Source organism: Candidatus Accumulibacter propinquus (assembly GCF_056856495.1).
The window spans coordinates 85,951-109,616 of record NZ_JBSEHC010000004.1; the positions used below are offsets into that span (position 1 = coordinate 85,951).

The window sequence follows — 23,666 nt, forward strand, 5'->3', positions numbered from 1 at the left end:
GAACCTGAATTGAACGTCGGCAGCAAGCTCAGCGAATATCTGCATCGGTTGGCGACACATCGCGATGACGGCGGCTGGCCACGTCCTGCGGACGACGGCGAGGCACCGTTGCGATCGGAGTTGTTCAGCGCCGATCAGATGGAGCAGCACGGCAGGATTCTCGCCGCGGCACACGCGCTTGCCGAGAGCTGCGCCGCGGATCAGTTGCTGGCGCGCCTGGCGGCCAACGAAAGCGCCCTGGTCGGGGTGTGCAGGCGGCTGACCGCGGCGGTCACCGAGAACCGCCGCATCACCCCGGCCGCGGAATGGCTGCTCGATAATTTCTACCTCATCGAAGAGCAGATCAGCACTGCCAAGCGGCACCTGCCCAAGGGCTACAGCCGGGAGCTGCCGCGCCTGGCGCGCGGGCCGTCGGCCGGTTGTCCGCGGGTCTATGATATTGCCCTGGAAATCATCGCGCACGGCGACGGGCGTGTGGATACCGATAGCCTCGGTCGCTTCGTCGCCTCCTACCAGACCGTCACCGCGCTCAAGCTTGGCGAGTTGTGGGCCATTCCGATCATGCTGCGGTTGGCGCTGATCGAAAATCTCCGGCGCGTCGGGGTGCGCATCGCGACGGGTTGGGACGAACGAAATCTGGCCGATTCCTGGGCAGACCGGATGACCGAGATTGCCGAGCAGGATCCGAAAAGCCTGATCCTGGTGATCGCCGACATGGCGCGTTCCAGTCCGCCGATGGTCGGCGCCTTCGTCGCCGAGCTGGCGCGGCGCCTGCAGGGGCGGGGCCCGGCTCTGGCCTTGCCGCTGACCTGGATCGAGCAGCGCCTCTCCGAATCGGGCCTGACGATCGAACAACTGGTGCAGTCCGAGAATCAGCGCCAGGCCGCCGATCAGGTCTCGATCAGCAACAGCATCGGCAGCCTGCGGGTGCTTGGGGCGATGGACTGGCGGGACTTTGTCGAGACCACCAGCGTCGTCGAGCGTACCTTGCGCGAGGATCCGGCCGGCGTCTATGAGCGGATGGATTTTGCCACCCGCGATCGCTATCGCCACGCCACCGAGGCGATCGCCAGGAAGAGCCACCTGGCCGAGGGTGAGGTCGCCCGTCGGGCGGTCGAGCTGGCGCGTGCCGCTGCCGGCGATGCTGCCGACGGTTGTAGCGAACGCGCGCGGCATGTCGGCTTCTACCTGATCGACCAGGGCTTGCCGGATCTGGAGCGGGCGGCCGCAGTCCGCCATTCCGGCGCCGCCGCGCTGTGTCGATCAGCTGGTCGCTTCCCCCTCCCGCTGTATCTGGGCGGCATCGTGCTGCTCAGCGCAATCTGCAGCGCCGGCCTGCTCGCCCAGGCCCTGGCTTTCGGCATGCCGGCCTGGTGGCTGCCGCCGCTCGGCCTGCTGGCGTTGCTGGCGGTGAGCCACCTGGCCGTGGCGCTGGTCAACTGGCTGGCGACGCTGCTGGTGACGCCGCATGCGCTGCCGCGGATGGACTTCTCGCTGGGGATACCGGCCAGCGCGCGTACGCTGGTGGTGGTGCCGACGCTGCTCGGCAGCGCCGGGAACGCCGAAGAGCTGATCGAGGCGCTGGAGGTCCGCTTCCTGGCGAATCGCGACGAGCGCCTGCATTTCGGTCTATTGACCGATTTTCGCGACGCCCGGCAGGAATCGCTGGCCGCCGACGGACCCCTGCTGGAACTGGTCAGGCGCCGCATCGACGAGCTCAACGAGAAGTACGGCGACGGCCGGGGCGGCGACATCTTCTTCCTTTTCCATCGCCCGCGGCTATGGAATCCGCACGACCGCGTCTGGATGGCTTACGAGCGCAAGCGCGGCAAGCTGGCAGCGTTGAACGCGCTGTTGCGTACGGGTACCCAGGACGGTTTCTCGCTCGTCGTCGGTGACCCTGCGGTGCTGGCCGACGTCCGGTACGTGATCACTCTGGACACCGATACGCAATTGCCGCGCGACGCGGCGCGGCAATTCGTCGGCACCATGGCGCACCCGCTCAACCGTCCCTTCTACGACCCGGTGAAGCGGCGGGTCACCGCCGGCTACGGCATTCTGCAGCCGCGCGTGGCGGTCAGTCTGCCGGGGACGAACCGCTCGCGCTATGCGCGACTGTATGGCGGCGAGCCGGGCATCGACCCGTACACGCGGGTAGCCTCGGATGTCTATCAGGACGTGTTCGGCGAAGGCTCGTTCATCGGCAAGGGGATCTACGACGTCGATGCCTTCGAGCAGGCGCTTGGCGCGCGCTTTCCGGAGAATCGCATCCTCAGTCACGATCTTCTCGAGGGATGCTACGCCCGCGCCGGGTTGCTGAGCGACGTGCAGTTGTATGAGGATTACCCGGCGCATTACAGCGCCGACGTGAGTCGCCGCCATCGCTGGATTCGCGGCGACTGGCAGCTCGCCGGATGGTTGCTGCGGCGTGTGCCCGGACGACGCGCGGGTGAGGACGGCGGGGCGGGTCCCTGCCGGCAGGCCAATCCGCTGTCGCAACTGTCGCAATGGAAACTGATCGACAATCTGCGCCGCAGTCTCGTCCCCGCGGCGCTCACCCTGCTGTTGCTGCTGGGCTGGACACGGCTGGCGTCGGCCTGGTCATGGACCCTGTCGGTGGTCGGGATCGTGCTGCTGGCCCCCTGCCTGGCGGTGATCCTCGAACTGTTTCGCAAGCCGGGCGAGGTGCTGCTGCGGCAGCACCTGGCGGCAGTGGCGGGCTCGGCGACACGGCACCTCCGGCAGGTCGTCTTCGAGTTCGCGTGTCTCCCGTACGAGGCGTTCTACAGTCTGGATGCGATCGTGCGTACGCACTGGCGGATGCTGGTCACGCATCGGCGCCTGCTCGAATGGAATCCTTCGATCGATGCCGAACGCGCTGCCGCCAGGCAGGGCCGCAGCGAATTCGCCGCCGCCTTGCGGGCGATGTGGGTAGCGCCCACCCTGGCTTCGGCAGCGGCGTTGCATCTGGCCCTGTCGACGCCGGCGATGCTGCTGGTGGCGGCTCCGGTCCTGCTCCTGTGGTTCGCCTCACCGCTGTTCGCCTGGTGGATCAGCCGCCCGCTGGCGCGCCGCGAGGCGGTCCTGAGCGGCGCGCAGATCCTGTTCCTGCGCGCGCTGTCGCGTCGTACCTGGGCATTCTTCGACACCTTCGTCGGCCCGGAAGACCATTGGCTGCCGCCGGACAACTATCAGAAGTATCGCGTCGCCGCGGTCGCTCATCGGACCTCGCCGACCAACATCGGCATGGCGCTGCTGGCGAATCTTTCGGCCTACGACTTCGGCTATCTGTCGACCGGCCAACTGGTCGAGCGCACGGCCAATACCCTGCGCACCCTGCACACGCTGCAGCGACATCGCGGCCACTTCTACAACTGGTACGACACACTGACGCTGCAGCCGCTGCCTCCCTTGTACATCTCGACGGTGGACAGCGGCAACCTGGCCGGCCACCTGTTGACCCTGCGTGCGGGTCTGCTGGCGCTGGCCGACGACCGGATACTGATGACGCGGCTGTTCGACGGTCTCGGCGACACCCTCAGGATTCTGACGATGGCGGCGGAGGCAGGCGCGACGGCGCCGATGGCGGCGTTCCGGGAGGAACTGGAGACGGCGTCGGCGGCCCCTCCGGCGACGCTGACGGCTGCCCGGTCACAGCTTGCGAGGCTGGCCAGCGCTGCCGACGCGATCGCCTCCCGGATTGCGGCCAGCCTGGCGGACCTGCCGGTGACTGCGCCGGCGGACGAAACACTGGGCTGGGCACAGGCGCTGGCCGGGCAATGTCAGGCCGCCGTCGAGGAACTGAACGTGCTGGTGCCGTGGCTGGCGCTGCTGCCGCCGCCGCCCGCACTGGCAGCGCAGTTGGCCCAGGTCGTCGAGCTCACCGCCCTCGATGCCGTCCCGACCCTGCGCGAGCTGGCGCGTCTGGATGCCGCGCTGCTGCCTTGCCTCGCCGCGCTGTTCGATAATCAGACGACGCCCAGCCACCGCGACTGGCTCAGCGCGCTGCAACGGCAGGTCGCCGCCGCCAGCGCGCATGCCGGCGAACGTCTGGCGAGCATTGACCGTCTGGCGCGCGAATCCGGAGATTTCGCGTGCCTGGAATATGACTTTCTGTTCGACAGCACGCGGCATCTGCTGAGCATCGGTTACAACGTCACCGAGCAGCGAGCGGACGCGAGTTTCTACGACCTGCTGGCTTCGGAGGCGCGCCTGGCGTGCTTCGTCGCCATCGCGCAGGGGCAGGTGCCGCAGGAGAGCTGGTTCGCCCTGGGGCGTCTGCTGACCAGTACCAGCGGCGAGCCGGTGCTGCTGTCCTGGAGCGGTTCGATGTTCGAGTACCTGATGCCGCTGCTGGTGATGCCGACCTACGACAACACGCTGCTCGACCAGACCTGCAAGGCGGCGGTCGCCAGGCAGATCGAGTATGGCGGCCATCGCGGCGTGCCCTGGGGTATCTCGGAGTCGGGCTACAACACGGTCGACGTGCATCTGAACTACCAGTATCGCGCCTTCGGGGTGCCCGGACTGGGACTCAAGCGCGGGCTGGCGCAGGATCTGGTCATCGCCCCCTATGCCTCGGTGCTGGCGCTGATGGTGGCTCCCGAGCAGGCCTGCCATAATTTGCAGCGACTCGCAGCCGAGGGCTTCATCGGCAACTTCGGTTTCTTCGAAGCCATCGATTACACGCCGGCCCGCCAGCGACGTGGGCAAGCGCGCGTGCTGGTGCGCTCCTACATGGCGCATCACCAGGGCATGAGCCTGCTGGCGCTGGCCTACCTGCTGCTGGATCGCCCGATGCAGCGGCGGTTCGAGTCGGACCGGCTGTTCCAGGCGGTCATGCTGCTGCTCCAGGAGCGGATCCCGAAAGCCAGCGAGCTGTTTTCGCACACCGCCAACCTCTCCGATGCGCGCGCGCTGTCGATCGCCGCGGCGGTGCCGATTCGCGTCTTCAGCAGTCCGGATACGCCGACACCCGAAGTGCAGTTGCTGTCGAACGGCCGCTACCACGTGATGGTCAGCAACGCCGGCGGTGGCTACAGTCGCTGGAAGGACCTCGCCGTGACGCGCTGGCGCGAAGACGGGACCTGCGATCACTGGGGGAGCTTCTGTTACGTCCGCGAGCTGGCGGGCGGGGTGAGTGGCGAGTGCTGGTCGACCGGCCATCAACCGACGCGCAAACGGCCCGAGACGTACGAAGCGATCTTCTCCGAGGGGCGCGCCGAGTTTCGCCGCCGCGATGCCGTTCGCAGCGGTTCCGGGGCGATCGAAACGTATACCGAGATCGTCGTCTCGCCGGAGGATGACATCGAAGTCCGCCGGGTCCGGGTGACCAATCGATCGCGGCAACGCCGGGAAATCGAGGTCACCAGTTACGCTGAAGTGGTGCTCGCACCGCCGGCGGCGGACGCGCTGCATCCCGCCTTCAGCAACCTCTTCGTGCATACCGAGATCCTGCGCGAGCGGCGCGCGATCCTGTGCACGCGTCGGCCGCGCTCGCGCGACGAACAGTCCCCGTGGATGCTGCACCTCGTCGCCGTGCACGGTGTCGAGCCCGGCGAGGCGAGTTACGAAACCGATCGCCTGCGTTTTCTCGGTCGCACGCGCAGCACCGCCGCGCCGCTGGCCATGCGCGAGTGCGCGCCGCTGGCGGGCAGCGAGGGGTCGGTGCTCGACCCGATCGTCGCCATTCGCCATCTGGTGGCGCTCGATCCGGAGCAGGTGGTGACCATCGATATCGTCTCGGGCGTCGCCGAGACGCGCGACCTGGCGGTCAGCCTGGTTGAAAAATACCAGGATCGGCATCTCGCCGACCGTGTCTTCGATCTCGCCTGGACGCACAGCCAGGTGGTCCTGCAGCAACTCAACGCCACCGAAGCCGAGTCGCAACTGTACGTGCGGCTGGCCAGCCCGGTGATCTACGCCAATGCCTCGCTGCGCGCCAGCGCCGACGTCCTGATCAAGAATCGTCGGGGGCAGTCCGGGCTGTGGGGTTACGCCATCTCCGGCGATCTGCCGATCGTGCTGCTGCAGATTGCCGACGGCGCCAACATCGATCTCGTTCGCCAACTGGTCCAGGCGCATGCCTACTGGCGGCTGAAAGGACTGGCGGTGGACCTGGTGATCTGGAACGAGGATCATGCCGGCTACCGGCAGCAACTGCAGGACCAGATCATGGGATTGATCGCCTCGGGCATTGGGGCGAGTCTGATCGATCGGCCGGGCGGAATCTTCGTGCGCCAGGCGGAACAGATCTCCAGCGAGGACCACATCCTGTTCCAGTCGGTCGCCCGGGCGGTGATCACCGACAGCCGGGGAACGCTGGCCGAGCAACTCGACCAGCGCAGTCCAATGGAACCACGACCGCCGCTGTTGCGGCCAAGACGAACGCATCGCCCCGAGCTTGCCGCCGCTGCGCCGCCGCGTCCGGAACTGATCCTGGGCAATGGCCTGGGAGGATTCACCCCGGATGGTCGCGAGTACGTCACCACGCTCACGCCGGAGCAGGTGACGCCGGCGCCGTGGGTCAACGTCCTGGCGAATCCGCATTTCGGCAGCGTCATTTCGGAAAGCGGCGTCGCCTATACCTGGAGCGAGAACGCGCACGAATTCCGTCTGACCCCGTGGCACAACGACCCGGTGACCGATTCGGGTGGCGAAGCGCTCTACCTGCGCGACGAAATGAGCGGTCAGTTCTGGTCGCCGACCCCACTGCCCGTGCGCGCCGCGGCGCCCTGCGTGATCCGGCACGGGTTTGGCTACAGCGTGTTCTCGATCTGCTCGGACGGTATCTGCTCGGAACTGTGGGTGTACGTGGCCATCGACGCGGCGGTCAAGTTCTCGGTGCTGAAAGTACGCAATGCATCGGGCCGGCCGCGCCGACTCTCGGCCACAGGCTATGTCGAATGGGTGTTGGGCGATCTGCGCGCCAAATCGGCGATGCATGTCAGTACCGAAATCGACCCCAGAAGCGGCACGCTCTACGCGCGCAACCCGTACAGCCCCGAGTTCGCCGATCGGGTGGCCTTCTTCGACGTCGATGAGCCGCTGCGCAAGCTCAGCGGCGACCGCGCGGAATTCATCGGGCGCAACGGCTCGCTGCGCGATCCAGCCGCACTGCATCGCTGGGGCCTTTCCGGCAAGGTGGGGGCTGGACTGGATCCCTGCGGCGCGATTCAGGTCGCATTCGACCTGGCCGACGGGCAGGAGCGGGAAATCGTTTTCCGCCTCGGTGTCGGACGCAACGCCTACGAAGCCAACAAGCTGATGCGGCGCTTCCGCGGCGGGCTGGCGGCACACGGCGCGCTCGAAGCCGTCCGGCAGTACTGGCAGCACACGCTCGGAGCCGTGCAGGTGAGCACCCCCGATCCAGCGGTCGATGTGCTGGCCAATGGCTGGCTGGTCTACCAGACGCTGGCCTGCCGTCTCTGGGCGCGCAGCGGCTACTACCAGTCGGGCGGCGCCTTCGGGTTCCGCGACCAGTTGCAGGACGTGATGGCGCTGATCCACGCCGAGCCCGGGCTGGTGCGGGAGCATCTGCTGCTGTGCGCCAGCCGGCAGTTCCTGGAGGGCGACGTCCAGCACTGGTGGCATCCCCCGTCGGGACGGGGGGTGCGCACGCACTGTTCGGACGACTATCTCTGGCTGCCGCTGGCCATTTGCCGCTACGTCGGCGCCAGCGGCGATACCGGCGTGCTCGATGAGCCCGTGCCTTTCCTGGAAGGGCGCCCGGTCAATCCGGAGGATGATTCCTACTATGATCTTCCCGGCCGGTCGACCACGGTAGCCAGCCTCTACGAGCACGGTGTGTGCGCGATCCGGCACAGCCTGCGCTTTGGCAGACATGGTTTGCCGTTGATGGGTTCCGGCGACTGGAACGACGGCATGAATCTGGTCGGGATGCAGGGCCAGGGCGAGAGCGTCTGGCTGGGCTTTTTCCTGTGCGAAGTGCTCTGCCAGTTCGCCAGGCTCGCCGACGCCTATGGCGACCTGGTCTTCGCCGAACTCTGCCGGGACGAGGGGCATCTTCTGCGCCGGAACATCGAGCAGCATGCCTGGGATGGTGGCTGGTACCGTCGCGCCTGGTTCGACGATGGCACGGCGCTCGGTTCGGCAGTCAATGAGGAATGCCAGATCGACTCGATCTCGCAGAGCTGGTCAGTGCTGTCCGGAGCAGCCGCAGGGACGGGCGACCGCGCGCGTTCGCGGCAGGCGATGCAGGCGGTCGACGAGCGGCTGGTGCGTCGCGAGTACGCGCTCGTCCAGCTTCTCGACCCGCCCTTCGACAAGTCGAACGTCGATCCCGGCTACATCCGGGGCTACGTGCCGGGGGTACGGGAGAACGGCGGGCAGTACACCCACGGAGCAGTCTGGGCGGCGATGGCCTTTGCCGAACTCGGCGAGGGCGAGCGCGCCTGGGAGTTGCTGACCATGATCAACCCGGTGAGTCACTCCCTCTCAGCGGCGGGGGCTGCGACCTACAAGGTCGAGCCCTACGTCGTCGCCGCCGACGTCTATGCGCTCAGCCCGCACATCGGCCGTGGCGGATGGAGCTGGTACACCGGCTCGGCGGGCTGGATGTACCGGCTGATCGTCGAATCGCTGCTCGGGCTGCGGCGCAACGGCGAGCAATTGCGTCTTGCTCCCTGTCTGCCCAGGGATTGGCCAGGGTTCAGTATCCGCTATCGCTATCGCGAGACGACCTACCACATCACGGTGACGCAAACGCGCGCCGACGCGGCCCTGCAGAGCGGCGTGACCCGCGTGACGGTGGATGGCGTCGAACACGACGATCAGGCGATCGCCTTGCTCGATGATCATCGCGAGCACCGGGTCGAGGTCAGCGTACGCGCGCAATGAGCGCCGGCCAAGGCGCTCACGACGCCCTCAGGAACGCTGCCGGCGCGCGCGGCAGAGGGCACCCAGGCCGCCGGCGAACAGTACCCAGACGGGCGGCTCGGGTACAGCCGCGGTCGGTCCAAGGGAGACGCTGGAGAGGATCCCCGATCCATCGACGTGCAGCGGATCGCTGAAATCCCAGTTCATGAGCTCCACGAAGCGTGCGCCGACGCCCTCGATGGCGAGTTCATAGCTCAGAGTCATCGATCCTCCCGCCGGAATGTCGCCGATGTCGAAGGTCTGGAAGGAAAGCGGGATGCGCACCCTGCCGGGTCCAAGCAGGCTTGCGCCAAGCGATTCCCCGGTGGTGTGGAACTCGGTGCCGGTGGCTGTTTCGGCAAGCCCGATGGTCGCTTCCCAGGTGTTGGAAGATAAGATGTGGCCAAGGCTGTCGAGGATACGGGCCTGCAGTTCAAGAGAAAAATCAAGCGTCGATCCGTTTCCGGCAATCATCCACAGGCTGCCGCCGTCGACCACGAAACGGGACTGGGCGTGGCGTGCCGAGGCAAACGGATTGACGAACTCGTCGCTGTAGATACTGACCAGCGAAGTCAGTTTGCCGAGGCCATGCAGGTAGGCCTGCACGCCAAGATCGCCAAAGGTGCCGACACTGCCGACGGCGCTGCCGAACCCCCCGGCGATATTGGCGTGTATCGTGTGCAGGGCGGACTCCGGCGGGACGCTGACCGTGTCGGCAGCGTGCGTGGTGGCCCCAGCCGGGCCGCTGTAGTCAAGCTGGACGCGTTGCTGGACGTATGCCGAGGCATTGCCCGCCAGCAGGAATGCGCCGCTGAACATGACGAGCAAGCGGGCAGGGGTGATGCTGTGCATGGGGTTCTCCTTTGATGGGGGGGCTGTCGAAAAGTCATGGCGGGCAGTTCGTGCGGAGGGTCAGCACGCCGTGCCGCGACAGTCTAGGAGAACGGGAAGGATGATTCCTGGCGCTCGGTGCACAGCCGCAGGGCGCTCAGCGCACGCCATCGGGTCGTTCCCGAAAACGACCTTGCCCGATTCGCATCGCCGGACAAGTCCTGCGCCGGCGCCTGCCTGGCGCGGAACGCTTTACCCAGTTATGCCGCGCGTGGCGTGGCTGAGATAGAGGAGTCGGATCATGTGGCGTTCCCTCGGCAGCAAGGCAGGGCAGGGTGGCTATCGCTCAAGGCACGAGCGGCGTCAGCCGGGCCGGCTGAAGTCATTCCCGATCCAGGCGTTGGCGCTGGCCGTGTTGAGTCTGAAGCCCGCATCGACGCGTACTTCGGCCAGTTTGACGCCGTCGCTGTCCTGCGCGCCCAACAGGGCATGCGGGTCGTCTTCATCGGCGACGATGTCGAGCGTGATGCTGATCGGTCCGGACGGCGTGGCCAGCGTGAGTTTCTTGTGGTGCTGCGCATACCACTGTTGCTCGTGGCGGCGCAGGACCTCGGCAGCAGTCTTGACCAGGGTGTTGAACGCCGGCGCGTCAAGCGGCTTGGGATTCTTCTTGTCGCGTCCCATCGTCCATGGGCCGACCAGCGCCGGCTCGGATTCGCCGTCCTTGATCATCTCGACGGCCCAGCCGTCATCGTCCGGGTTCTTGATGACGCGCGCGGTCCAGCCCTTGTGGATCCACAGGCGCGGTTCGTTGACCACGGTGTGCGGATCGCTGTCGACGTTCTGGTTGCTCGTTTCCGATGTCATGCCGAATTCTACCCCCGTGTCCAGGCGCTGCGTTGCGACAATCGAGGCGCGTGGATGGCGGTCAAGAACGGCGCACGCCTAGGGTTCACGTGCCTGGCAGATTTCCGGGTGCCCGCCGCAGCAATTGTCGGTGAGGAAACCCACCAGGGCGTCGATTCTGTCCATCGCCGCATGACAGCGCACGAAACGCCCTTCCTGAGCCGTGCGGATCAGGCCGGCGTGCGTCAGGGTCTTCAGGTGGAACGACAGGGTCGGTGCCGGCAGTTCGAGCTGTTCGGCAATCAGACCGACGGTCAGGCCCGCAGGGGTGTTGTTTACCAGCAATCGGAAGATGGCGAGGCGGCTGTCCTGCGCCAGAGCAGCCAGGGCAGTGACGGCGTCGGTGTTGGTCATCGTTCCAACGATACCGAAATATTGCCGATCTGGCAAAGCGTTTGAATCAAACCTGACGATGCTCGCTCCCTTTCAATGGCGCCTGATCCGGAAGTGAGTCCGGGCGCGCGCGGGAGGAGTGCGGCTGAAAAGCGGCAAGGGCATCGCCGTGGCGATGCCCTTGCCGCGTGTTGCGTAGAGTTGCCTAGAAGCCGGCGCCCTTGATCGACTTCAGGCCCTTGTAGACGGCCTTGCTGCCGAGTTGCTCCTCGATGCGCAGCAACTGGTTGTACTTGCAGATGCGATCGGTGCGCGAGAGCGAACCGGTCTTGATCTGCCCGGCACCCGTGCCGACGGCCAGGTCGGCGATGAAGGAGTCTTCGGTCTCGCCCGAGCGATGCGACGAGATGACGCCGTAGCCTGCCTTCTGTGCCATCTTGATGGCGTCGAGAGTTTCGGTGACGGTGCCGATCTGGTTGACCTTGATCAGGATCGCGTTGGCCGCCTGCATGTCGATGCCCTGCTTGAGGCGAGCCGGGTTGGTGACGAAGAAGTCGTCACCAACGATCTGTACCTTGTCGCCGAGTGCCTTGGTCAGCTTGACGTAGCCTTCCCAGTCGCTCTGGTCGAGGCCGTCCTCGATCGACACGATGGGGTATTTGCCGCACCATTCGGTGTACTTGGCGATCATGTCGTCGTCGGTGAACAGTTTGTCCGGATTTGACTTCCAGAACTTGTAGCCTGCGCGGCCGCCTTCGTCAAACAGTTCGGACGATGCGCAGTCGAGGGCGATGCTGATCTGCTTGCCGGGCTTGTAGCCGGCGGCCGTAATGGCCTGCATGATCACTTCGAGGGATTCGTCGTTGGTCAGGTTGGGTGCAAAGCCGCCTTCGTCGCCGACGGCGGTCACATGCCCGCCTTTCTTCAGAATGCCTTTCAGCGCGTGGAAGACTTCGGTGATCCAGCGCAGGCCTTCGGAGAAGGAGGGCGCACCGACCGGCATGATCATGAATTCCTGGAAGTCGATCAGGTTGTCGGCGTGCTTGCCCCCGTTGATGATATTGGCCATCGGTGTCGGCAAGGCGAAATCACGGTTCTTGTGGATCTTGCCGATGTACTTCCAGAGCGGCAACTTGCTGACGTTGGCGCCGGCCAGGGTGATCGCCATCGATGCGCCGAGAATGGCATTGGCGCCCAGGTTCGACTTGTTGGGCGTGCCATCGAGGGCGATCATCGCCTCGTCCAGTTCGCGCTGGTTGAGCGGATTCCTGCCTTTCAGCAGTTTGGCGATCTTGCCGTTCACGGCTTCAACCGCTTTCAGAACGCCCTTGCCGAGGTAAACTTTCTTGTTGCCGTCGCGTAGCTCGCAGGCTTCGAATTCACCGGTCGACGCACCAGACGGTACGGCGGCACGGGCCAGGAAGCCATTGTCGAGCGTAATGTCGACTTCGACGGTCGGGTTGCCGCGTGAGTCGAGGATTTGCCTGCCGACAACCTTGGTGATCTTGACAAATTCAGGGGTTTCCACAGGCGCAACAGGCGCAGCTTCCGCTTGTTCCGCTTGTTCGACTACTGCGCCCTCCTGGGCTTTTTCTGCTTTCTTGACTTTTTTGGCTTTTGCCATGGTGGAACTCCATAGGAGTGGTTCGGGGAAAAGTTCGGGGAAAAGTTCGGGGGAAATTGCGTGCGAAATACCTCTCCCTGATCATACCGAAATCAGATCACAAGGCGCAATGCTTGGCGACAAGGAAATCCCTGGAAGCTGCCGGCTTGGCGGTCAATGTGCAGTTTGCCGGCGCGCGCTGCGTGACCACGGGGCGATTCAGACGTTCGACAAGTTCAAGGCGCTTCCAGGAAAAGGCGCGGCATCGCGGGAGCGCCTGGCTCAGGATCGGAAGCCGGGATCAAGGCGATCGAGCTTGCGCAGCAGGGCAGGCCAGGCCAGGCCGCCGCCCGCCCCCTTGGTCACCTGTTGCCATTGCGTCGCGGCCCCTTCGACGATGTGCGGCCCGACATGAATGAGTTCGCCGCCGGCCTGCGCACGTACCTGAATCATGCAGGTGGTTTCGAAGAAGTACATCGACACGAATGCGTCGGCGATCGAGTCGCCGACGGTGAGCAGACCGTGATTGCGCAGCATCAGGAAGCGTTTGTCCCCGAGGTCACGTACCAGCCGCGGCTTCTCGTCGTCGTTGAGTGCCACTCCCTCGTAGTCGTGATAGGCGAGCGACGACAGCACGAAGATCGAGTGTTGCGAGATCGGCAAGACGCCGCCCGCCTGTGCCGAGACGGCGACGCCATTGACGCTGTGCAGATGCAGGACGCACCCGGCATCCGCGCGCGCTGCGTGGATGGCACTGTGGATCGTGAACCCGGCGGGATTGATCGGGCTGGGACTGTCCATGACCTTGTTGCCTTCAAGATCCACCTTGACCAGGTGCGAGGCGGTGATCTCGTCGAACATCATCCCGTAGGGATTGATCAGGAAGTGATGTTCCGATCCGGGAACGCGCGCCGAAATGTGCGTAAAGATCAGGTCATCCCAGCCGAAGAGTGCCACCAGCCGGTAACAGGCGGCGAGATTGACACGCTGTTCCCACTCGGCCTTGCTGACACCGGCTCGAATGGCAGAAGTGAAATCGGAATCACTCATCGCGGATCTCCTTTCGCTAGTGGCAGGTTTCGACCATGACCTTCGGCGGACTTCCGGAGATCATATGGCGTCGACTCACCGAAGTGGTTGAGGTTCCAAGCGTGTTGCCGGGTCAGTCGCGCCCGCTAGACCACGAGCGCAGCGCGCGTGTCCGGACTTCGGCGAACGCCTTGGTGCTGCTGGCGTCGCATGCACAGGAACTTGCCGGGAGCGAGCCAAACCCGGGCAGGGCTGCCGACTGGGCTGATCTTTCCGCCAGCTTCGGCAAAGGGTTTATCCTATGCCGGTGGTTGCGACGGCGTTGGGCCGGCTGAATGGCGCCACCAGACTTTCAGGCGATTTGACGGTCTTCGCCATGGCCCGAATAGGGAGGCGATGGTCATTTTCCACCTGCCCTGACACGTTTGCCGTCGCCTGGAGATTCGCCAGTCGCCAACGCCACCTGTACATTGACAGAATACTCAAGGCCAGGATTCGCCACTTGCCACGCCGGCATCCGATAAACTCATGCACAAGCTCCTTGTCATCGCCACCCTGCTGCTCGCCGTCCCGGCTTCCGCCACGGTGCCCCGGATCGTGGCGCCGCAGGAGGTGCGCGAACTGCTGAGTGATTACCTGGAACTCGGCGAGGTCACCGACGCTCCGGCGCGGGCGGCTTTCGAGCGCCGGATGCAGCGTGAGGTCGCCAGGCTGCTGGCTACCGAGGGGTACTTCTCGCCCGTTGTCGTGCTTCACCAGCGCGGCGAGGAACTGCTGCTGGAGGTCGATCCCGGGGCACGCTCGCGGATCGGCAGCGTGCATATCGAGATCACGGGTCCGCTCGATCCGGAGCGTCGCCAGGCGCTGACAAGTGCCTGGAAACTCAAAGCCGGGCAGCCCTTCCGGCAAGCCGATTGGGATGAGGCCAAGCAATCGTTTCTTGCCGACCTGCTGGCGGTGGACTACGCCGCCGCGCACCTGCAGGAGACCCTCGCCGAAGTCGATCCTGAAGTCCGGCGCGTCGACCTGCGGGTCGTCGCCGTGAGCGGGCCGCGCTACCGCTTCGGCGAAGTACGCATCAGCGGCCTGCAGCGCTATTCTCCGGAACTCGTCGAACGCTTCAACCGCAGCGTCAAGCCGGGCGAGGACTATCGCGAGGAACGGTTGCTGGCCTTGCAGGCCGCCTTGCAGAGTACGCCGTACTTTTCTTCGGTAAACGTCTCTCTGGAACGCAGCGAGGCCGCTGACCTGCCGTCGAGTGTAGAGGATGAGCGGGTGACCGCGCCGGTGCGCGTGCTGCTGCGCGAGCGCGCGCCGTATCAGGTGTCGTTGGGTGCCGGTTACAGCACCAATACTGGCGCGCGAGTCGAAGCAGAATACCGCAGCAGTGATCTCTTCGGCCGCGCCTGGGAACTGCAGACCGGCCTGCGCTTCGAGCAGGTTCGTCAGACGGCTTATGCCGACGTTTTTTTTCCTCCGGACGCGGCGCAAGGCCGCGACGGTGTCGGTACCGCGGTCGAACATTCCGATATCGAGCGCCTGGAGATCAGGCGCTTTGCGGTCGGTGCGACACGTGTGCAGCGGCGTGGCAGCATCGAGGAGCGCCTGGGGCTGAACTGGCAGGAGGAAGAGCGGTCCCCGCAGGGGGCGCCGTCGAGCACGGCGCGTGCGCTGACCGCGCAGGTCGGCTGGACCTGGCGGCGGGCCAGGGATCTGCTGGATCCGGCCGAAGGCGTGTCGCTGCAGTTGCAGTTGGGAGGCGGCAGCAAGCAACTGCTCTCCGACCAGAACTTTCTGCGCACCTACCTGCGCTACAGTCAGGGAATCCCGCTCAGCGCCAGCGACGCGCTGCTTTTTCGTGGTGAACTGGGGGCGACCCTGGCGCCTTCGTCGCAGGGCATTCCGCAGGATTTCCTTTTTCGCGCCGGCGGCAGCAACTCGGTGCGTGGCTACGCGTACCAGAGCCTCGGGGTCAAGGAAGGCGCGGCAATCGTCGGCGGCCGTTACCTGGCGACGATGAGTGCCGAATACACGCACTGGGTCAATGCCACCTGGGGTGCGGCGGCATTTGTCGACGCCGGTAACGCCGTCGATGATCGTCAGGCGCTGGATCTTGCCGTGGGCTACGGCCTGGGCGCACGCTGGAAAAGCCCGGCCGGGCCGCTGGGTATCGACCTCGCTTACGGCCAGCGCGAGGGCAAGGTGCGGCTGGATTTTTCCCTGGCGATCCCCTTTTGAACGACCTCAGCGAGGAGATCCGGCGATGAGCGAGGAGACGACTGCGCCCGCGAACCCAGCTTCGCCGCCGCTTCCCCGGCGCTGGCGATGGCTGGCGCCCCTGGGCTGCGTGCTGGCCCTGTGCGGTGGCGTCACGTGGTTGCTGGCCAGCGAGGGTGGCTTGCGCGTGGTGTGTCGGGTCATCGAACGGCTTGCTGCCGAGCAACTCAGGATCGAGGTACCGGCCGGCGCCCTGAATGGTGCCTTTTCGCTGCAGGCGGTGCATTGGCGCAGTGCGACGCTGGATCTGCAGTTGCAGGAAGTGCGGCTGATCTGGCGGCCGGTCGATTTGTTGCACGGTCGACTGGCCATCAGCAGCGTCAGCGTCGAGCGCCTGCGCGTTTCGCATGTCGCCAACAGCGAGCCGTTGCAACTGCCCGACAACCTGCGCCTGGGGTTCGGCGTGGCGATCGATCAACTCGTCGTCGCCCGCATCGAAGTCGGCGAGCATGCCTTCCCGGACGGCAAGGCGACAGCGATTGCCGAGTCGGTCGAGGGACAACTGGCGAGTGACGGCTCGCTGCATCGGCTGTCCGGCTTGCGCGCGCGTGTCGCCGGCCTGGGCGTTGTCGGCGAGGCTTCCCTGGCGGCCACGCGGCCGTTCGCGCTGACGGCGAAAGCCGGCGTCGAGGGCGAAGCGGCGGGACGCGCGCTGGTTTTCGATGCCGCCGCCGAAGGCCGGCTGGAGGAATTCACGGTGATCGGCAACGCCAGGCCGCGCAAGCCGGGCACGGGTGAAGCCTTTGGCGGCCAACTGCGGGCGCGGATGACGCCGTTCTCGTCACAGCCGGTCGGGGAGGCGCTGGTCACACTTTCGGCGATCGACCCGGCGGCCTGGATCGAAGGCGCTCCGCAGGCCATCTTCGATGTGCAGGTCGAGCTGCAGCCGCGGGGTGGTTCGCCGACCGGCCTGGGTGGGCGGTTGACGATGCTCAATCGGCGTCCCGGGCCCCTCGACCGACACGGCCTGCCGCTCGAATCGCTGCGGGCCGGCCTGAGTCTGGGCGACGACGAGTTGCGCCTGGCTGATCTCGATGTGCGTCTGTTGGGCGGCGGACGCCTGCAAGGCAGCGGTATCCTGCGCGATGCCGAACTGGCGTTGCATCTGGCGGTGAGGTCGCTCGACGCGAGTGCGCTGCATGGCAGCCTGCGTCGCACGCTGCTTGCCGGCCCGCTGCGCGCCACGATCGGGTTGAACCGGCAGGTACTGGAAACCGAGTTGCGCGACCCGCAGTTCACGATCCAGGGCCGGCTGGCGATCGACCCGGCCACGGTGCTCGTCGAGAAGTTGCGCCTGGTCGCCGGCGACGCGCAGCTGGTCGCCAGTGGCCAGGTGGCGCAGGCGGGGAGCGGGAAGTTCGCCTTGCGGGGAGCGCTGCAGAATTTTGACCCCAGTCGTTTTGCGAAGCTGCCGCCGGCGCGCCTCAATGCCGACTTCGACGCGCAGGGGAGCAGCCGGCCGCAGCTTGCTCTGGGCCTGCGTTTTGGCCTGCGCAACAGCCACCTAGGTACGGAAGCCCTGTCCGGCAGCGGTGAAATCGATCTTGCCGGGCAGCGCCTGCGCAAGGCCGACGTCGCACTGATTGCGGGCAACAATCGCCTGACGGCCAAGGGTGCCTTTGGCGCCGTCGGCGATCGGCTGACCGTGTCGATTAGCGCACCGAAGCTCGATCCACTCGGGATAGCGGGCGACATCAATGGTCAACTCGTTCTCGGTGGCAGTGCCAGCGCGCCTGAACTGAGCGCGGATCTGAAGTCGACGCGCCTGGCGTTTGCCGGCGTCGGGCAGATTCGCGGACTCAATCTCGTCGCGCAACTCGGTGACGGCAATCAGGGGGTGGTGTCGGGCAAGCTGCATCTGGCCGGTGCCGATCTGGCATCTGGAAGCACGGTCCTGCGCGAACTGGATCTCGACGCCGATGGCGTACGCAGCCGGCACCGTTTGCGTGGCCAGGTTGGCCTGTCGGGCAAACGCGAGCTGCAGTTGCTGCTGGAGGGCGGTCTGGCCGCGCCGGCTGCCGGCCTCAACTGGTCAGGGACGCTCCGGGAGTTCACGCTGTCCTCGGGCATCGACCGGAGTCAGCCCTTCCTGCGTCTGGCTGCGGCGGCGCCGCTGCAGGTCGGGACGGCGGCCTTGAATGCCGGCCCGGCCGACTTCCTCGGCGCCGGCTGGTCCCTGCACCTGGAGCGCGTGCGTTACCAGCAGCAGCGCTGGCAGAGCGTTGGCAGCCTGCACGCCTTGCCGGTGGTCGATACCCTCCGCGAATTCCCGGAATGGTTCGAGTCGTTTTCCGGCGCGGTGAAAGGCAATGGCGATTCGCTGCGTCTCAACGGCGAGTGGGATATCGGCAGTGCCCCGGCCATCGCTACCTTGCCGCAGCGGAGTCTCGCGACGGGCCGCCTGCGTCTGTGGCGTGCGAGCGGCGATCTCTCGATCGGCGCGTTGCCTTTGGGCCTGGAAGAGGGCACCTTCAACCTGCTGGCCGCGGATGGACGCCTCGCCGGCCAGTTCAAGTTGCGCGGCAAACGGCTCGGCGAACTGGCCGGCGAGCTTGACGCCGCCAGCTCTGCCGCTGCCGTGCTCGACCGAGCGGCTCCCTGGCATGGCCAGATCCGGGTGAGTGCCCCGGATCTGGCCTGGGCCGGCCCGCTGCTCGGCGAGGGTTGGCAACTCGGCGGGCGTCTGGCCGGTGCGATGCGGATCGAAGGGACCCCGGCCCAGCCACGCCTCAGTGGGGAATGGCGTGGCGACGATCTGGCGCTGCGTGTCCTGGACCAGGCGATGCGTCTCGAAAAAGGAAAGCTGCTCGTTGAATTGAGTGGTGAAGCCGACGGTGACGTTCGCCTGGTCCTGAAGCAGTTGACCTTCGACAGTGTGCTGCAGCCGTTGCCGCGCGCGCTGTTGCTTGACCCAGGCATCGATGCCGGCACCCTGACCGGCAAACCGGGGCGGGTCGAGGCGACCGGCGAACTGCGTGCCGGACATTCGGAGGGCGTGCTGACCTTGCGCGCTGAACGTCTGGGCGTGATGCAACGGCCGGATCAGTGGGTTCTGGTTTCCGGTGATGCGCAGTTCAAGCTGGGTGAGCGGGTGCTCGATGTGTTGGGGCGCTTCCGGCTGGACGCGGGGTACTGGGAACTGGCCAGAAGCGGTACGCCGCAGCTCTCGGAGGACGTGCTGATCAAGCGCCAGAGCACCGCACCGGCGAAGGTTCCGGCGCCGGTGCGGCTGTTGTCGCTTGACCTCGACGCGGAACTCGGCCGCCATTTCCACTTTCGCGGGGCAGGCGTCGAGAGTCGTCTGGTGGGGGCGGTGAACATTCGCTCCGCAGGCAGCGGATTGCCGCGGGCGACCGGTACGATCCGTACGCAGGATGGTCGTTTCGATGCCTATGGCCAGAAGCTCGAAATCGAGCGCGGCATTCTCAACTTCCAGGGGCTGATCGACAATCCCGGCCTCAATATCCGTGCCGTGCGCGGCAACCTGCCGGTCGAGGCTGGCGTCGAGGTTACCGGCACCGCCCGGCGGCCGGTCGTACGGCTGGTTTCCGACCCCGAAGTGCCGGACGCCGAGAAGCTGTCCTGGCTGGTGCTCGGGCACGCGCCGGATCAGCAGCGCGGGCAGGATTCCGCGGTGCTGCTGGCCGCCGCGCAGACGATCCTCGGCGGGCAGGACGGTGGGCCCCTGAAGGCAGTGCAGCGTGGCCTGGGTATCGACGAGTTCGGCATCAGCAGTGGCCGGCTCGATGGATCCGGCCAGCGACAGACCAGTCGCATCGCCAGTACCACCGGTTTCGGCCCCAGTGACACGACGACCGGCCAGATCGTCAGCGTTGGCAAGCGGCTGTCGTCGAACATGCTGATCAGCTACGATCAGTCGCTGACCACGGCCGGGAGCGTCGTCAAGCTGACCGTCAACCTCAGCCGTAATCTCTCTCTGGTGGGTCGCGCCGGCTCGGATACCGGGCTCGACCTGCTCTGGAATTACCGCTTCGGGCGCTAGCCCGGCGCTCCATCGGATGGCCGCGGTAGCACGCCGGAAAGGGTTGGCAGGGGGTTGGGCGGTGCCGCGGCGGGTTACCTTGGGGTGGCGGCTTCGCCGTTTCGACCGGCACCGGCTGCCGCTCGCCGCAGCCGGTCGGCGACGGCCGCCCAGGCTGGCGTGGCCGGAATTTCCTCGACCAGGATCAGATCCGTGGCGGCGCGGTCGAGGTCGCGAAGCGCCGCATAGAGCGTGCGCGCGTAGCCGCGGGGATCGCTCGGCAAGCGGCGCACGGCCAGTGCCGCGCCGTCGTCCGGAAGTTCGCTGTGACAGAGAACGGCACAGCGTCGCCGGCTGCAGCGCAGGCGCTCGATGGATTCGGCAAGTCGCTCCGGGGTCACCAGCAGCAATGGCGTCGTCGGCGCATAGTGGGCCGCCAGCGAGCCGGAGACGCGCGGCGTGCCGTCGTCGCCCTGGTGACCGACGATCTCCGGCAATACGCCGATGACCATCCGGATCTGTTCGGGGGTGACGCGGCCGGGGCGCAGCAGACGCGGCGGCAGGCCTGCGGCGGGTGTCAGGTCGAGAATCGTCGACTCGATGCCCACCGGGCAGCGCCCGCCATCGAGGATCAAGCCGACGGCGTCGCCGAGTTCGTCGTGCACATGCGCGGCTTCGGTCGGGCTGATCCGGCCGAAGCGATTCGCCGATGGGGCGGCGATGCCGGACATGCCGTCGACCCCGCCACCGGCCCGTGCATAGGCTCGCAGCAAGGCCAGTGCCAGCGGGTGTGCGGGAACGCGCAGTCCGACGCTGTCCTGCCCGCCGGTGATGGCCGACGATACGGCCGGCGCGCGTTTGAGAATCAGGGTCAGCGGGCCGGGCCAGAATGCCTCGGCCAGTTCCCAGGCCACTGCCGGGATCTCGCGAGCCCAGCGGTCGAGATAGCCATCAGCCGGCAGATGCACGATCAGCGGATGATCGGCGGGCCGCCCCTTGGCGGCGAAGATTCGGCCGACGGCTGTCGGGTTGGCCGCGTCAGCCCCGAGGCCATAGACTGTCTCGGTCGGAAAGGCGACCAGTTCGCCGGCTTGCAGCAGCGCGACGGCGCGATCGATCTCGTGGACATCAGACGGCATCGACGATTCCGATCATGGCGCGCGCCGCCATCGCCAGTTCGCGGGCCTGTTCCGGATCGTCATCGAGCACCGTGAAGTGCCCCATCTTGCGGCCCGGCCGGGCGTGATGCTTGCCGTAGAGATGCAGCTTGAGCGTCGGAAAGGCGTACAGCCTGGACCAGTCCGGCTCGCGGTAGCGCTGCCCGGCGGGGCCGGTTTCGTACCACAGGTCGCCGAGCAGGTTGACCATCGCCGCGGCCGAATGCGCGCCGGCTTCGCCGAGCGGCAGGCCGCACAAGGCCCGGACCTGCTGTTCGTACTGGCTGGTGACGCAGGCGTCGAGGGTGTAATGGCCGCTGTTGTGCGGGCGTGGCGCCATTTCGTTGATCATCAATTGGCCGTGCACGACGAAGAACTCGACGGCCAGCGTGCCGACGTAGTCGAGGCGCTCGGCGATCGTTCCGGCGAGTCCGGCGGCCCTGGCGCGCAGTGCGTCGGCCGCACGCGCCGGGACCACCGAGACGTCGAGAATGCCCCTGCGGTGACTGTTCTCGGCAACCGGGAAGGTGCTGATGACGCCCGCCTCGTCGCGTGCCAGCACCACCGAAATCTCGCATTCGAGGTCAAGCTTCTGTTCGAGAACGCAGCTCTCGCCCTTGAAGTGCTGGAAAGCGGCAAGCGCTTCGTCACGGTTGCCCACCACCGCCTGGCCCTTGCCGTCGTAGCCAAAGCGGGCGACCTTCAGGATGCCGGGGAAAAGCCCGGGCCCGGCCTGGCGCAGGTCCTGCTCGTCGTGCGCGACGGTGAAGGCGGCATGCGGCAGGGCGTTGTCGCGCAGGAAGGTCTTTTCGGCGATGCGATTCTGGCAGACGCTGACCGCCGCCGCCGACGGGCGCACGACAACGAACTTGTCGAGATAGTCGAGCGTGCCGGCGGGGACGTTCTCGAACTCGGTGCTGATCGCCGCGCAGCCCTGCGCCAGTTCGTCCAGCGCCGCATAATCGTCATAGGCGGCCAGCAAATGGCGGTCGGCGATCAGGGCTGCCGGGCTGTGCGGATCCGGGTCCAGTACCCAGACCGCGTAACCCATTTCGTGCGCAGCGGCGACGAAGAAGCGGCCCAGCTGGCCGCCGCCGAGCATGCCGAGAGTTGCCGGCGGAAGAATCATCTGGCCGACCCGCGAGTGTCGCGTCGGCGACTCCTCCAGGCCGCTCACACCTCCGGCAGCTTCATGGCCATCACCTTTTCGGCCTGTGCCCGACGGAAGTCGCCGAGGCGCTGCGCCAGTTCCGGATCGCCGGTGGCCAGCATGGCGACAGCAAACAGGGCGGCGTTCGCGGCGCCGGCTTCACCGATGGCGAAAGTGGCGACCGGGATCCCTTTCGGCATCTGCACGATCGACAGCAGCGAATCCTGACCGGACAGCGCCTTCGATTGCACCGGCACGCCGAGCACCGGCAGCGTGGTCTTGGCGGCCAGCATTCCCGGCAGATGTGCGGCGCCGCCGGCGCCGGCGATGATCGCTTTCAGGCCGCGCTCGCCAGCCGCTGCGGCGTACTCGAAAAGCAGATCCGGCGTGCGATGCGCCGATACGACGCGCGCTTCGAACGGTATCCCGAACTCCTTGAGCATCACCGCGGCCGCCTGCATCGTCGGCCAGTCGGAGTCGGAACCCATGACCACGCCAACCAGCGGATCACCTTGCGACATCAGCGGGCCTCTCTTTCGGCGGCTTCGAGCGTGTTGGCGAGCAGCATGGTGATGGTCATCGGGCCGACACCGCCGGGAACCGGCGTGATTGCCGAGGCGATTTCGCTGACCGGCCCGAAATCGACGTCGCCACACAGTTTTCCGTCCGGCAGCCGGTTGATGCCGACGTCGATGACGACCGCGCCCGGTTTGACCATGTCGGCGGTGACGAACCGCGCCTTGCCGAGCGCTGCCACCAGGACGTCGGCACGCCGCGTGTGGAAGGCCAGGTCGCGCGTCTGCGAGTGGCAGACCGTCACCGTCGCGCTGGCCTGCATCAGCAGCATCGCCATCGGTTTGCCGACGATGTTCGAGCGTCCGAGGACGACGGCTTCCTTGCCTTTCAAATCGATTCCGGCGTCGGCAAGGAACTGCATGATCCCGTAAGGGGTGCACGGAATGAAGCGCGGGTGGCCCTGCATCAGCGCCCCGACGTTCTCGGCGTGAAAACCGTCGACGTCCTTCTCGGGGGAAATGGCCTTGAGCACCGCGTCGACGTCGAAGTGCTTCGGCAGCGGCAACTGCACCAGAATGCCGTGGATGCGTGGATCGGCATTGAGCTCGGCGATTTTCGCGAGTACCACGCGCGCTTCGACATCCGGCGCGTAGGTCAGCTTCTCGGAGTGGAAACCGGCCTGCACACAGGCATTGACCTTGTTGCGCACATAGACCTGCGAAGCGGCGTCTTCGCCGACCAGGATCACCGCCAGTCCGGGGCGGTTGCCGCGCGTCGCCAGCGCGTCGGCGCGCTTCTTGAAGTCGGCGCGCAGCGTCTGCGCCAGCGCGTTGCCGTCGAGGATTCTTGCCGTCATTTTGCGTTTCCCTGGGGTGGCCGGAAGCGGAAGGGTGCCATGCCCAGGTTCGGTGCACCGTCCGAATCGCGCATGGATCGATCAAGGGCGCGATTCTAGCGCAAATCGGCGCGTCCCGGCGGCGGCCCTCGCCGCGGGTCTGGCGACCA

12 protein-coding genes are annotated in these 23,666 nt (G+C 66.4%); 3 read left to right on the forward strand and 9 right to left on the reverse strand.

The features are described from left to right. Positions 1-9: 9 nt before the first annotated feature. Positions 10-8,859, forward strand: coding sequence for a GH36-type glycosyl hydrolase domain-containing protein (locus AC15MQ_RS16495; protein WP_483080709.1), 8,850 nt, complete (start codon positions 10-12; stop codon positions 8,857-8,859). Positions 8,860-8,886: 27 nt separating this feature from the next. On the opposite strand, the gene AC15MQ_RS16500 is transcribed toward AC15MQ_RS16495, so the two are convergent. The 5 genes from AC15MQ_RS16500 to AC15MQ_RS16520 all read right to left on the reverse strand — a co-directional run bounded on the left by AC15MQ_RS16500 (position 8,887) and on the right by AC15MQ_RS16520 (position 13,600). Then, positions 8,887-9,729 (reverse strand): hypothetical protein, encoded by an 843-nt coding sequence (locus AC15MQ_RS16500; protein WP_287652354.1) that lies wholly within the window; start codon positions 9,727-9,729, stop codon positions 8,887-8,889. 342 nt (positions 9,730-10,071) lie between these two features. Then, a complete protein-coding gene (locus AC15MQ_RS16505; protein ID WP_287652352.1) occupies positions 10,072-10,575 on the reverse strand; it encodes a hypothetical protein in 504 nt (167 codons plus the stop codon). 78 nt (positions 10,576-10,653) lie between these two features. Then, the gene (locus AC15MQ_RS16510; RefSeq protein WP_287652351.1) at positions 10,654-10,968 is read right to left on the reverse strand and encodes an ArsR/SmtB family transcription factor; all 315 of its coding nucleotides are present in this window, start codon (positions 10,966-10,968) and stop codon (positions 10,654-10,656) included. Positions 10,969-11,152: 184 nt separating this feature from the next. Beyond that, positions 11,153-12,571: a phosphopyruvate hydratase gene (gene eno, locus AC15MQ_RS16515; protein ID WP_332336850.1), complete on the reverse strand. Its 1,419-nt coding sequence runs from the start codon at positions 12,569-12,571 to the stop codon at positions 11,153-11,155. Positions 12,572-12,832: 261 nt separating this feature from the next. Continuing rightward, positions 12,833-13,600, reverse strand: a complete 768-nt coding sequence (locus AC15MQ_RS16520; protein WP_287668309.1) for a class II aldolase/adducin family protein — start codon at positions 13,598-13,600, stop codon at positions 12,833-12,835. Positions 13,601-14,107: 507 nt separating this feature from the next. Here AC15MQ_RS16520 and AC15MQ_RS16525 point away from each other — a divergent pair. Continuing rightward, positions 14,108-15,817 carry an autotransporter assembly complex protein TamA gene (locus AC15MQ_RS16525; RefSeq protein WP_483080710.1) on the forward strand — a complete coding sequence of 570 codons (1,710 nt, stop codon included), beginning with the start codon at positions 14,108-14,110 and terminating at the stop codon, positions 15,815-15,817. 25 nt (positions 15,818-15,842) lie between these two features. Continuing rightward, a complete protein-coding gene (locus AC15MQ_RS16530) occupies positions 15,843-19,859 on the forward strand; it encodes a translocation/assembly module TamB domain-containing protein (protein WP_483080711.1) in 4,017 nt (1,338 codons plus the stop codon). Between the two features lie 74 nt (positions 19,860-19,933). On the opposite strand, the gene AC15MQ_RS16535 is transcribed toward AC15MQ_RS16530, so the two are convergent. Genes AC15MQ_RS16535 through folD form a run of 4 tightly spaced genes read right to left on the reverse strand, consistent with a single transcriptional unit; the run spans position 19,934 to position 23,517 of the window. Continuing rightward, positions 19,934-20,977 carry an L-threonylcarbamoyladenylate synthase gene (locus AC15MQ_RS16535; RefSeq protein WP_483080712.1) on the reverse strand — a complete coding sequence of 348 codons (1,044 nt, stop codon included), beginning with the start codon at positions 20,975-20,977 and terminating at the stop codon, positions 19,934-19,936. Further along, entirely contained in the window at positions 20,967-22,124 is a 1,158-nt protein-coding gene (locus AC15MQ_RS16540) for a 5-(carboxyamino)imidazole ribonucleotide synthase (protein ID WP_483080829.1), read from the reverse strand. The genes AC15MQ_RS16535 and AC15MQ_RS16540 overlap by 11 nt, the downstream gene beginning before the upstream one ends. Positions 22,125-22,168: 44 nt before the next feature. Then, complete coding sequence (purE, locus tag AC15MQ_RS16545; RefSeq protein ID WP_332336846.1) at positions 22,169-22,666, reverse strand: 5-(carboxyamino)imidazole ribonucleotide mutase; 498 nt, start codon at positions 22,664-22,666, stop codon at positions 22,169-22,171. Beyond that, positions 22,666-23,517 carry a bifunctional methylenetetrahydrofolate dehydrogenase/methenyltetrahydrofolate cyclohydrolase FolD gene (folD, locus tag AC15MQ_RS16550; protein ID WP_332336845.1) on the reverse strand — a complete coding sequence of 284 codons (852 nt, stop codon included), beginning with the start codon at positions 23,515-23,517 and terminating at the stop codon, positions 22,666-22,668. The genes purE and folD overlap by 1 nt, the downstream gene beginning before the upstream one ends. Between the last annotated feature and the right edge of the window lie 149 nt (positions 23,518-23,666).